Source organism: Undibacterium sp. YM2 (assembly GCF_009937975.1).
In the GTDB taxonomy this organism is placed as follows: Bacteria; Pseudomonadota; Gammaproteobacteria; order Burkholderiales; family Burkholderiaceae_D; genus Undibacterium.
Genome location: NZ_AP018441.1, coordinates 1,112,373 through 1,124,935 on the forward strand (window position 1 = coordinate 1,112,373; position 12,563 = coordinate 1,124,935).

11 protein-coding genes are annotated in these 12,563 nt (G+C 49.6%); 8 read left to right on the forward strand and 3 right to left on the reverse strand.

Annotated elements, in window-relative coordinates:
• Positions 1 to 205 precede the first annotated feature (205 nt).
• Both UNDYM_RS05095 and UNDYM_RS30465 read left to right on the forward strand, forming a co-directional pair.
• On the forward strand, positions 206 to 1,543 hold the full coding sequence (locus UNDYM_RS05095; protein ID WP_232063709.1) for a GH1 family beta-glucosidase: 1,338 nt from the start codon (positions 206 to 208) through the stop codon (positions 1,541 to 1,543).
• Positions 1,544 to 1,637: 94 nt separating this feature from the next.
• The gene (locus UNDYM_RS30465; protein WP_232063710.1) at positions 1,638 to 2,384 is read left to right on the forward strand and encodes a DUF6882 domain-containing protein; all 747 of its coding nucleotides are present in this window, start codon (positions 1,638 to 1,640) and stop codon (positions 2,382 to 2,384) included.
• Between the two features lie 58 nt (positions 2,385 to 2,442).
• Here the strand turns inward: UNDYM_RS30465 and UNDYM_RS05105 are convergent, their stop codons facing one another.
• Together UNDYM_RS05105 and UNDYM_RS05110 are read right to left on the reverse strand one after the other, a co-directional pair.
• Entirely contained in the window at positions 2,443 to 2,919 is a 477-nt protein-coding gene (locus UNDYM_RS05105; protein ID WP_162040082.1) for a cache domain-containing protein, read from the reverse strand.
• A 215-nt stretch (positions 2,920 to 3,134) separates the two neighbouring features.
• Positions 3,135 to 5,564, reverse strand: coding sequence for a TonB-dependent receptor (locus tag UNDYM_RS05110; RefSeq protein WP_162040083.1), 2,430 nt, complete (start codon positions 5,562 to 5,564; stop codon positions 3,135 to 3,137).
• A 286-nt stretch (positions 5,565 to 5,850) separates the two neighbouring features.
• Here UNDYM_RS05110 and UNDYM_RS05115 point away from each other — a divergent pair, with 286 nt between their 5' ends.
• The 4 genes from UNDYM_RS05115 (at position 5,851) to UNDYM_RS05125 (ending at position 8,824) form a co-directional block, all read left to right on the forward strand.
• On the forward strand, positions 5,851 to 6,051 hold the full coding sequence (locus UNDYM_RS05115) for a hypothetical protein (RefSeq protein WP_162040084.1): 201 nt from the start codon (positions 5,851 to 5,853) through the stop codon (positions 6,049 to 6,051).
• An 18-nt stretch (positions 6,052 to 6,069) separates the two neighbouring features.
• Entirely contained in the window at positions 6,070 to 6,558 is a 489-nt protein-coding gene (locus UNDYM_RS31030) for a tryptophan 7-halogenase (RefSeq protein ID WP_255456532.1), read from the forward strand.
• The gene (locus tag UNDYM_RS05120) at positions 6,555 to 7,649 is read left to right on the forward strand and encodes a tryptophan halogenase family protein (protein WP_255456533.1); all 1,095 of its coding nucleotides are present in this window, start codon (positions 6,555 to 6,557) and stop codon (positions 7,647 to 7,649) included. Before UNDYM_RS31030 ends, UNDYM_RS05120 begins: the two co-directional genes overlap by 4 nt.
• Before the next feature lie 152 nt (positions 7,650 to 7,801).
• Positions 7,802 to 8,824, forward strand: a complete 1,023-nt coding sequence (locus tag UNDYM_RS05125) for a LacI family DNA-binding transcriptional regulator (RefSeq protein WP_162040085.1) — start codon at positions 7,802 to 7,804, stop codon at positions 8,822 to 8,824.
• 117 nt (positions 8,825 to 8,941) lie between these two features.
• Here UNDYM_RS05125 and UNDYM_RS05130 read toward each other — a convergent pair whose 3' ends face one another.
• A complete protein-coding gene (locus UNDYM_RS05130) occupies positions 8,942 to 9,901 on the reverse strand; it encodes a phospholipase A (RefSeq protein ID WP_232063712.1) in 960 nt (319 codons plus the stop codon).
• Between the two features lie 735 nt (positions 9,902 to 10,636).
• Here UNDYM_RS05130 and UNDYM_RS05135 point away from each other — a divergent pair.
• On the forward strand, positions 10,637 to 11,266 hold the full coding sequence (locus UNDYM_RS05135; protein WP_162040087.1) for a TetR/AcrR family transcriptional regulator: 630 nt from the start codon (positions 10,637 to 10,639) through the stop codon (positions 11,264 to 11,266).
• A 140-nt stretch (positions 11,267 to 11,406) separates the two neighbouring features.
• Positions 11,407 to 12,561 (forward strand): efflux RND transporter periplasmic adaptor subunit, encoded by a 1,155-nt coding sequence (locus UNDYM_RS05140; protein WP_197740981.1) that lies wholly within the window; start codon positions 11,407 to 11,409, stop codon positions 12,559 to 12,561.
• Positions 12,562 to 12,563: the final 2 nt, after the last annotated feature.

Here is a 12,563-nt window from a genome sequence, read left to right on the forward strand (position 1 = left end):
TTGATTAATGAGCAAAAAATCATTTTTTACGATAATTTGAAAACGGTTTCAAATAAATGCATGCTGCATTGACACCTGGGTTTGGGCCCGGTGTTTGCAAGAGGACGGCTTGTAGTCAATTCCTGAGCAATGAAGCATGACAACTTATAAGAACAGTATGCATGCTTGCCACAAGCAGCATGCAAATTTATCCAAAAAAGAGACCATGACTAATCCATCAACGATGCCCGAGTTTTCCCCTGCTTTTACCTGGGGCGTTGCCACCAGTGCCTATCAGATAGAAGGGGCCGCAGCCACTGATGGCCGTGGCCCTTCCATCTGGGATACCTTTACCCACACGCCTGGGACTATCATTGACGGCAGCACCGGCGACGTGGCTTGTGACCATTACCATCGCTATGCTGAAGACGTAGGTATCATTGCCGGCCTGGGCTTGAAGGCTTATCGTTTTTCCGTATCCTGGTCACGGGTGCAGCCCCTGGGTTATGGTGACTGGAATGAAAAAGGCTTCGAATTTTATTCCCGCTTGCTGGATAAGCTGGAAGAGCATGGCATAGCGGCCCACCTGACTTTGTATCACTGGGATTTGCCCCAGGGCTTGCAAGACCTGGGTGGCTGGCTCAACCGCGATACTTGCCTGCGCTTTGCCGAATATGCAGCAGAAATTGCGCGCCGCTATGGTCATCGCCTTGCCAGCATCGCTACTCATAATGAACCCTGGTGTACTGCCAATCTTGGTTATGGCAATGCTCAGTTCGCACCCGGCGTGGCGGATACTGCACTATCGATACAGGTGTCGCACCATCTTTTGCTGTCGCATGGCCTGGCTCTGCAAGCCATGCGCGCCATCAATTGTCCGGCCAAGCTAGGCATAGTCCTGAATCAGTGGCCAGCTATGCCAGCCACCGACTCAACTGCGGACATTGCCCAGGCAGAATGGGAATATGCACGTTCTGTACAATGGTTCATGGACCCGATCTTCAAAGGAACTTATCCACAAAAGGCGCTGGACCGCATGGATATGAGCAAGTTTCATGTGCATGCAGAAGACATGGATATCATTCGCCAGCCTCTGGATTTTCTTGGTGTGAATTATTATTTCCGTGCTTTTGTCAGTACCGACAATCCACCCAAGCAGCCGGAAGGCAAGCTCGGTTTCAGTGATATGGGCTGGGAAGTTTACCCCTCAGGCATGACAGATTTATTGTTGAAACTGCGTGCCGAATATCCGGCCTTGCCACCGATTTACATCACTGAAAACGGCATGGCCGTTGCTGACAAACTGGAGAATGGCAAAGTGCATGATGAGCAGCGCATCAAATACCTGCAATTACACTTCCAGGCCATGCATGATGCAATCGCCGGAGGTGTTGATGTGCAAGGCTATTTTTACTGGAGTTTGCTGGATAATTTTGAGTGGAATTCAGGCTATGCGAAGCGCTTTGGCCTGGTGTATCTGGATTACGCAACTCAGCAGCGTACCCTGAAAGACAGCGCATACTGGTATCGTGATTTTGTCAGCAAGCAGTTGCAAAGCAAATGAGTTACAGAGCATTTTCCCATCAAAAGTAAATAGCCAGAACTGGATTTTCCTGTTAATTTCAGGTTTTCAAAAAACAAGAAAACCTGAATTTCGTATGAGCGAAGAACTGGATGAATTCGACGAGCTCGATTGCGCTCAACATGGTAAGGCACATACAACTTACGTATGTGAACACCTGATCGCCGAACCCGTGCAGAAGTGGCATTGCGATTATCCTGATGCCGACAACCCTTGGCCGGATGCGTGGTGTGCGGTATGTGATGCCCATTACCAGACTGCAGGAGAATGGAATGAGAGCAACGAAAACCTCGTGCCCATCAAATTGCTTTGTCACAGCTGCTATGAAGATGCCCGTTCTGCCAGTCTGGGCAGGATGAATGGGGAGCTTCTCACAAAATGGAACGATTTCCTTGATACCTGCTATGAAGACTTGCAAAAGAAAAATGCGCAGCTGAATCAAGAATTTGACCTGGGATCTCACAAGCGTTATGACTGGGATCAGGCCAGTGGCGAACTGGTGTTTTCCAATAATGGTGTAGCCGCTGTCATTGCCAAAATAGATTTCATAGGTTCTTATTCATCGAAGACTGATACCTGGCTGTGGGCCTGGGCGAATTTTCATTTACTTGAAAATGTCAGGACCAGCGTGCAGGCAGTACGTGACTTTGGTGAATTGCATGACTACCCATGCCTGACCACGCCCAAATGGGCAGCAGAAAAAGTGAATGCCTGGGAAATGGCTGCGGTTGCAGCCTGTGTGCTTAATGCCAGAGGCGTATACCAAAGTCCTTTTGAAGGCGGTGCCAGCTTTCTACTGATACGTGAAATCTCATCAGCCTGAGGCAGTCCGCGATAAGAATGCTGAGGCAGGTTTCCGTGCGTGCCTCAGCAGGACACCGCTACTTATAAATACCGCAACCTATCAAGACATCGCCTACGCGCTCAATGTAGGTCGATTTAGGCTCCATTTGCTTGGTCGTCGGATTCGGCCATTTGTAATCGACCCAGCCATGACCTGTTTTGCTGTTGGCAACATCGAGAAAACTTTTGACAATGGGCATGCCATCGGCGTCTTTTAATTCCAGCAAATTCTTGCCCACCATCTTGGCATTCGCACCATGGGCACGGTTGATGCCGTCGCCATTGGTGTTGTACACAAAAACATATAAATCCTTGACGACAAATTGCCCGGTGGGATTATTGAACTCGGCAAAGGCTTTGTCCTTGCCATTTTCTTTGAGATAAGCTGCTGCTCTTTTTACCAGGGCGATTGCTTCATCAGCACTTCCCTTGTCTGCGGCAGCAGAGATCTGGCTCAATGCCAGCATGGAAAAACCGACAAGCGCAAGCAAGGATTTGATAAATATTCTTCGCATCTTGATCTCCTGTTATTAAAAAATACATGGCAAGGGGGAAGCTTTATACTGCTGAGCCAAAATTCATTTTAATGGCGAATTTACGTAATGCAATGTTTGTGATTTGCACTTGTGTTAAACAATGCTAAAACGTCTGTTTTCCGGGCGAACAAAGAAAAACCCCGGGCCACTTGCGTGGGCCGGGGCATATATTGCCAGTTTGATTCTATGCGCTTTTAGAAATCAATGCCGACATTGACGCCAAAGGTGCGTGGTGGCAAGTACTGCGCTTGCCATGGCCCATTGGCATTCATGGCACTTGTCTTGACTTTGTTGTCACCAACATTGCGGACAAAGAAGTCTGCATACCAGCCAGCTTTGCCTGTGGATTGATAGCGCAAGCCCAAGTCAGCGCGGGAATAGGCTTCCTGCTTGTCACCATCGCCATAGTTGAAAACGCTGAGCCAGGTTTCAGTCTCGTAATGCAGGCTGATGCGTGGGGTCAGTGTGCCTTCATTCAAATGGAAGGTATGCTGATACAAAACCTGGGCAGAGAACTTCGGTGTATGTGGCATGGTATTGCCAGATACATCCAGGCAATTGCTGATGCCAGGTATTTTGCAGGCCGGCAAGGCATAGTCATTCGAGCCGCCGATCAAACTTCCCAAAGTAGCCTTGGCGATGGCGATAGTGACCTGCAACTTGTCATCCTTGCTCAGTTTTGCTGCTAACTCGGATTCAAAGCCATACACTTTTGCGCCGTCAGCATTCGATGTCTGCAATCCACGGGTGCCATCTGGAGCTGTCACTGGGGCACTGAACTGGAAGTCCTTGAACTTGCCATAGTACAGGGCGTTATTCCACCTGACAGCGCCGCCCATCAAAGTGCTCTTGGAACCAAGCTCGAAGTTGGTCAGGGTTTCCGGGCCATAGGTTTTACCACCATCTTGCAAGCCACCAGATTTGTAACCGGTGGAGATGCTGCCATACACCATATTGTCTTTGTCTATGTCATGCGAGATGCGCAGCAGGCCAGTGACCTTGTTGCCGCTGTAGCTGCCATCATTGAAAGAGTAAGCAGCAAAATTCGAATCGGCAGACGCTGGATTGACATTCGGTGTGATGGCCGACTGGCTGAGTTCGGGTTTGCCGGAAAAACCGTAGCCACGCCCGCCAACATTCGTGCGTTTGTCCTGGGTGTAACGCAGGCCGCCAGTGATATGTGTGTCATTGCTGGCATTCCAGGTTGCCTGGCCAAAGGCGGCAGCTGTTTCTACTGTTTCTTTAGGCTGAATAAAGGAACCCTGCCAGCCTACCGTACCCTGGTAAGTACCATTCAGGATAGGAATATCAAAACGGATATCATTGGTTTCTGAACCATAGTATAAACCCAGTTGCCAATCTACATCACGCGTGCCCATGGATTGCAGTTCTACTTCATGGCTAAAGTTTTTATAGTTGGATGAAACGGTATTGTTTGCCTGCATACTGCCACCAGAGGTAAAGCTGGTAGGTGCATTGGCACCACCGTCCTGATCAAAGCGGGACGAACCACTGAACTTGGAATAACCACCGATGTAAGTCAGTTGCATATCCTTGTTTACGGCATATTCTATGCGGCCCCGGATAGCATCGCTGTCGCGTTCAGTGAAGGGCGCTGTATCGATCAGGGCTGACCAGTGGCTTTGTCCTGCGCGCGGCGTTTGCAACAGGTTCATGGATGGTGTACCACGGTCTATGAATTTCTCATAAGACAGATCGATCTTGGTGGCCGCGTTTGGCTTCCACAACATGCTGATACGTGCCGCAGTCTGGTCTTGTGCACCATATTTAGGGCCATCCTGCACGAACAAGGCATAGTTGATAGGCTGGAAGGGAACTACCGTGCCACCGTTTTTGAGGTAAGTGGCAAAGGCTGCCTTCTGGCTATCCAGTGACAACATAGTCGGCGTTTGATAATCGACATAGCCATCATGCTTTTCATGCGCATAGGCAAAGCGCAGTGCCATTTCATTGCTGACCGGGATATTGAATGCGCCACGGGTGCCAAAGCGCTTGTAGCTGCCCAGGCCGCCTTCTACTGAGCCAGAACTTTCACCGATTTTTGGTTTGGCGGTTTGCATATTGACTGCGCCAACTGTGGCATTACGTCCCCACAAAGTACCTTGCGGGCCGCGCAATACTTCTATGCCTTCCAGGTCAAACAGCAGGGAGGTTGCGCCTTCAGGGCGGGGTGCATAGATGCCGTCGATAAACAGGGCAACTTCAGGATCGGCGTACTCGGTTTTGGCGCTGTCGTTGCCGATACCACGCATGGTCATTGTGATGACGCCGTGATCACCCTGGCCGGTAGCCTGGAAGCCTGGCACCAGATTAACGACGTCCTGCACGTTTTGCACATGGGCGTCTTCGAGTGCTGCGGCATTGATGGCGGTGATCGCTACCGGGGTTTTTTGCAGTGACGTGGCACGCTTGGTACCGGTGACGATCACTTCAGAAATGGTCGTGCTTTCGCTATTTGCCTTGGCTTGGCTGGCGCTTGTTGGTGCTGGAGCAGGCGCTTGTGTTTGCGCGTGGGCAGCGCCCATGCTGGTGATCAGGGTAATGATCGCCAGTTGTATAGGTGTGGTCGCGACTTTACGAGTCGCAAGATTGCGGATTTTCATATGTCTCCTGTTACAGGTTGGATTGGTTTTTTTGCTCTGATTAAACCATGACGTTTTTGAAAACGTTTTCTTATTGGTGTTTCTTTGATTTGCTTTTGAAACCGTTTTCATAATACATAAAACTTGAATTCTGTGTCAAACATAAAATGATAACGTTTTCAAAATGTTGTAATATAAGCCGGATAGAGGTGAAAACCACTGTGCAATGCGTAGTCTGCATTCCTGACTGGTTTGCAATAAGCTGGAATTGATTGCAGTCCAGCCAGTTGGTTTTCAAGGTGTTTGCATGTCACTGCCATTGATATTGTCCAGTGTTAGAGCAACTGATACTGCTGCTGCTACTGCTACTGCTACTGCTACTGCTACTGCTACTGCTACTGCTACTGCTACTGCTACTGCTACTGCTACTGCTACTGCTACTGCTACTGCTACTGCTACTGAAACAGACCTGTATGCCGTGAAGCTATTTACTCTTGACCGCAGCTAAACCGAGGAGCTTGCTCAAATGAAAGCCGTAAAAAATGTATTGATCGTAGGCGGTGGAACAGCTGGCTGGCTGACTGCATGTTTCATGGCCAAACACCTGTCATCTTCCAAAGAGGGAGAGTGCATACAGATCCGCCTGGTGGAGTCAAAAGACATAGGCATTATTGGCGTAGGCGAGGGCAGCTTTCCTTCGATACGCGGTACGCTGGCGGCGATAGGCATAGATGAGGCACGTTTTATCCGGGAGTGTCATGGCACATTCAAGCAGGGCATACGCTTTGATCATTGGGTCAGGCCAGCTGGTAGCCCAGGCGTTGATCATTACTTCCATCCCTTCAGTCATCCCAGCCAGCGTGGGCCAGAATTATTACCTTACTGGTTGAAAGGCCTGGCTGCGCACGATGGCCAACAGCCGGCCTTCGCGGATGCCGTGACCATGCAGAAATGTATAGCAGATGCGTCACGCGGCCCAAGAGATTTGCCGACAAGGACTTTTTGGGGCCGATGAATTATGCCTATCATTTCGATGCTGGCCGTCTTGCCGCATTATTGTCTGAGCATGGACAGTCACTCGGGGTGAAACAAATACTGGGCACGGTAGAGCATGTGCAACTCAATGATGATGGAGCCATTGCTGCCGTGCACACGCAAGATGGTCAGGTGCTGGCGGCAGATTTGTTCATAGACTGCACAGGTTTTAGCGCAGGCTTGATAGGCAAGACCCTGGGCTCCCCATTCAAGTCTTTGAATGATGTGCTGTTTGTAGACAGGGCCCTGGCCTTGCAAGTACCTTATGCAAAGCCAGATGCGCCTATACCTTCATATACCATTTCCAGTGCGCAGGAAGCAGGCTGGATATGGGACATAGGATTGCAGCAAAGACGCGGCATAGGCTATGTGTTTTCCAGTCGTCATACGGACGAGGCCAGGGCGGAACAAGTTTTGCGTCAATACATAGGTCCTGCGGCAGATGGCATGACCCCCAGGTTATTGAAGCTCAATGTCGGTTATCGCGAAACTCAATGGATAAAGAACTGTGTGGCCATAGGCTTGTCCGGTGGTTTTATCGAACCGCTGGAATCTTCAGGCATAGGCTTGATAGAAACAGCGGCGTATTTGCTGACTTATCTGTTCCCATTCAATGGCGAATTTGATGCGGTGGCAACCCAGTTTAATCAGCACATGAAAGCGCGTTATGAGCGCATCGTTGATTTCGTCAAAATGCATTTTAGCCTGAGCCAAAGGACAGACTCTGCATTCTGGCGTGATAACAGGGATGCGGCCTCCATCCCTCAGAGCCTGCAGGAAAAACTCAAGATGTGGAGCTGCCGTCCACCGCACCGCATGGACTTTATTGCAGACCTGGAAATGTATCCGCCATCAAGCTGGCAGTTCGTTTTATATGGAATGGAGTTCCAGACTGACATGGCTAATAACAAATTCGTGTATCCGCAAGAGCAGGAAGCCACCCAGGAATTCCAGATGATAGCCCAGATGGCGCAGCGTGCCCTGGCTGACTTGCCTGATCACAGAAAACTGGTTGAACACTTGTGCAAGGCGGCATCTCCGCTTCCTTCTGTTCTGGCAAGAAGGGCTTGATGGCGTTCAATACCATGCCTCTGTGGTTGGCAAGGTAAAACCACAGCGCAAGCACAAAAATCCATGATATGCTAATTGTGAAAAGCTTTTCACTGAATTGTGAAGACAAGTTGTCAATACTAAAATAATTACCCTGCTTGGGAAGGCATTGCGTGGTTGAGAGAACGAAAAGAAAAAACGAGCCAGTCACCTTATTGGATGTTGCGCGTGAGGCGGGTGTGTCGCCCAGCACGGTATCGCGCATCCTGAATGGCACGGCCAAGGTCTCTGATGACAAGCGCAAGGCAGTAGAAACTGCCATCGCAGAAATGAAGTTTGAGCCCAATCAGCTGGCGCAAGGGCTGAAAAGTGGTCGCTCCATGACCATAGGCATCGTCGTGCAGGATATCTCCAGCCCGTTCTTTGATGAAACCCTGCACGGAGTCGATGATGGCTTGAAGGGTACTGGCTATGCATCGGTGATCGTTAGCGGGCACTGGAATGCTGACGAAGAGGCTTCCCGCATCAAGCTTTTACTGGCACGCAAAGTGGATGGCATCATCTTGCTGTCTGGCCGTATCGCCGATAAAAAAGTGCTGGAATTTGCCCTGGATAAACCCATCGTCGCGACTGGCCGCAGCCTCAATAGCAAGACTGCGGTTGGTTTCAAGCTCGACAATGTCCATGGCGCTTATCTGGCAACCCGGCATTTGATCGAGCTGGGTCACCGGCGCATCGCCTTTGTTACTGGGCCGGCAAATAATACAGATGCTGCAGAGCGGCAAGAGGGCTATCAAAATGCCCTGCGTGAAGCCAATATTCCATTTGAAAAAAACCTGGTGGCTGAGGGTAACTTCCATGAGGCAAGTGGCTTGCTGGCGATTAACCGTTTGCTGGAAACCCAGCAACAATTCAGCGCGGTGTTTGCGGCCAACGATCTTTCTGCCTATGGTGTCAGGCTGGGCCTGTACCGCAAGGGCATACGCGTGCCGGAAGATATCTCCCTGATAGGTTTCGATGACTTGCCCAGTTCACTGTATACCACGCCACCGCTGACTACCATCCACCAGCCGCTGTACGACATGGGGCTGCTCGCGACCAAGACCCTGCTGGGCCTGATTGCGGGTAATGAAGTCGATACGACTTTGCCTGGTCTGGAACTGATTGCCAGGGAAACTACCCGACGGATGCGTTAAGGAGGGAGGCTGGACATATCTTTGCGCCTGTAAAACAGGTAAAAGATATGTCAGCGTGCATGCCTGGCCGTAAATAATGCACAGCCTTGCAGGGACAAAAGACTGCAATCAAAACAATCAGAAATCAACCATGAATCCCGCACCAATTGATTTTTGCGAATGATTATAATCAATCAGGCTCTGGCCATATCCCGAGAACATTTGCAAATAAGCCTTTAGATTGGTCGTAATAGGCATGGCAAGGCTGGCTTGCAATGCACCATGGCCGGTATTGAAATTGCGGCGTGCGGTCAGCGAAAATTCGCGCCCGCCTTTTTCGCGATAGGTGGCATGTATGTCGCCATGCCCCATGTAATCAACGATATCGATATTGTCGTTATCTGACCTGGCGTTATCAAGACGACGCCAGAGTCTTGTGCTGAATGAGAAATTGCCGTGCTCAACACCCAGCTCGGCATAGACGCGGTTCCAACTGCGCGATAAAGTCGAGGTCTGACCATTAGACTGATGTACCATGCCAAAATTAAGGTAGCGGATATTGAAATCACCCAGACTTTTATTGATCGGGATCATTGCCATGACTTCTGGCTGGTAATTGGTTTCGCGGAAAGGGCTGGATGCACTGCGGTTATACGCCTGCCAAAAACTTTGCTGGGTGTAGGCCACCCACAGATCAACAGGCGAGTTACCCACTTCTTCAGCCAGTTTCATTTTCATGCTCAGTTGATAAGTCAATTCCACATGCTTGGATTTGACGCCGGCAGGTGTGAATTTCTTGAACGGTTCATCATTCGAGGCATTGCTGTAATTTCCCACCAGCAGATAATTATCATGATGAGGCCGAAACACGAATTTGCCACGCTTGGATGCTTCATCGAGTTCCCAGCGTTGCACCATGCGCGACATTTCGGGTGCTGCTTCTGGTGGCTTTTCAGGTGTTACGGTCTCTTTCAAATCTTGCAGAACTTCCGCCTTGGCAATTGGTTTGTCAGCCTCTACTGGGGTAGCTGCCTTGGCGAGGGCATCAAAGCAACTAAGGCGGACACTCGCATCGCCGAGTACGGAACAACGCAACATTTGCTGTTCCATCTCGTTAGCCTGTGCCTGGTTAAATGACGCAGGCGAAATGATGAATAAAGGTAATATTATTTTTTTGAGGTGGGCGGGCATAAGTACTTTAACTGTCAAGATGCGGGTAGGTAACACGTCGCGTGATTAAGCTAACCAGTCGATGTGTTTGTTTTTTTGGGGCAAGGATATGCGGGCTTCATCAAGTCGTATGTTCGGTAGCGAACATAATTCTGGCTAATTGCTGACTGCATCGTTGACTCGCAAATTGACGGACTTTCTTTGTATTTTCTAAGGGGCGGCTGTTATATATCTGCAGCCTGTTCCAACATTCTTATGTTTGATCTACTCAATTTTGCATCCTGTCGCATGGCGATTGCAATAATCGAGGCAGCTTGGCAAAGTAGCTATAGATCAAAAGGGAATTGAGTTATAGCAAAATTTCAAAGCCTGCTCATTTGCTTTACATGTGTAATGGCTTCTAATTATTGTTGCTTATTATTGTTGTTTATTGTGGTTGCTTAATATGCATCTCTGAATGCTTTGAACTTTGGACTTGTGATTTTTCAAGGCGCTATTCAAAGCTTTATTCAAGACCTTATTGTTTGACTGTTGCTTGATATTTAAGAATTTATTGTTTCGTTCAAGACTTTATTTGGACCTGACAAGTGTTTATCTTGACGCTGAACAGGGGGCGGACTATATTACTGACTCAAAAGTAAGTTAATTTGAGTTGTTAATATTATGCTATGCCCTTTTAAGCCCAAGTGGGAGCGCCGCAAGGATGCCCGCCCGCAAGAATTACTCGCTGCTGCCCTCGATTTATTCGTTGAGCGCGGTTTCGCTGCAACACGTCTGGACGATGTGGCGCGCGCTGCCGGCGTCTCCAAGGGCACTTTGTACCTGTATTTTTCCAGTAAGGAAGAGCTGTTCAAGGCCGTGGTCAGGGAGAGCATAGTTCCTCTGATAGGTGAAGCGGAAGGGGTGATTGATCAGTTTGAAGGCAGTAGTGAAGAGTTGTTCCGCCTGATCATGGCAACCTGGTGGGGCAGCGTGGGGAATAACAAATTATCTGGCCTGCCGAAACTGATGATGGCAGAAGCCGGGAATTTCCCTGAGCTTGCCCGGTTTTACCAGGAAGAGGTCATAGACCGTGGCGAGAGCATGGTCGCCAAGATGCTAAAGCGCGGCATGGCACGCGGGGATATACGGGAAGTGAATCTGGAAATTGATTCCCGTCTTTTGATTGCCCCCATGATCATGATGATGATATGGAAGCATTCTCAGGGCGTCTGCAAGGTAGATCCTGAGCAGCTTGATACTTATATAGAACACTATATAGAAATGGCTTTGCGCAGTTTGTTGAAAAAATAGATTTTTTACTTATTGGAGAGTATGCGCTGCTTGACCCTCACATTATGTCAGGCTTTAAAGTCAGGGTTTCTTACGACCTGGACAGTTGATTGACCGTCTTAGCCCCAGGTCCCTGAAACAATTACTTTTGGAAAACAATCATGTTAAAGCGCAAGACTTTCTGGATCATTGCTGTAGTGCTGTTGCTGGCTACAGGCATGGTGGTAATGAAGAAAAAATCTCAGGGTACCGTAGCCCAGGCTCCGGCAAGTGCTGCGGCAGCGTCTGGGCAGACGGCACCTTCAACGCTGGAATTCTTGCCTGTCGATATCGCCGAAGTTGGCAATACTGAAATCAGAAAATTGCTGGCTCTGTCAGGAGCCTTGCGCGCCATCAATCAGGCTGCCGTCAAAGCCAGGGTGGCTGGTGATATTACCGAAGTGCTGGTACGTGAAGGCGAAGCCGTGCAGGCTGGTCAAATCCTGATCAAGATGGACAGTAGCGATTACCTGGCAAGACAGGAGCAGGCCAAAGGCGCTTTGACTGCTGCACAGGGGCAACTCGAGATTGCCCGTCTGGCACGCGATAATAACAAGGCCCTGCTGGAAAAAAGTTTTATCTCCAAAAACGCCTACGACAATACCAACAGCCAATATGCGATTGCACTGGCCAATGTCGATAGCGCCAAGGCAGCATTGAATGTGGCGCAAAAAGCGCTGGCAGATACTGTCATACGCGCGCCCATCTCAGGCATGATCAGCAACCGCATGGTGCAACCGGGCGAAAAGATTTCGCCAGATAACCGCTTGCTCGATGTCGTCGATTTGCGCATGCTGGAAATGGAAGCACCGATACCAACACAGGATATTGCCAGCATCAAAATCGGCCAGGCCGTGCAACTGAAAATAGAAGGCGTGCAAACGGCTGTCGATGGCAAGGTAGTGCGCATCAATCCTGCCACGACTGCTGGCTCGCGTTCCATCATGGCCTATGTGCAGGTTGCCAATCCCGATACGATTTTGCGTGCGGGCATGTTTGGCGAGGCACAACTGGTCGTTGATAAAAAGTCAGAAGTGCTGACCGTGCCGGAAACAGCGATACAGTATGAAGCCGAACAGGCGTTTGTGTATGCGATAGAAAACAATGTCCTGCAACAAAAGCCAGTCAAGCTGGGCCTGCGTGGCGAAAACCAGGGCAAGCCTGTGGTGGAGGTGTTGTCCGGCCTGGCACCGCAAGCAAAGATAGTTAAAGCCAATCTGGGGCGCTTGCGTGCAGGCGTGGCTGTGAAGCTGATTACCACGACAGGCAAGGTGTAATC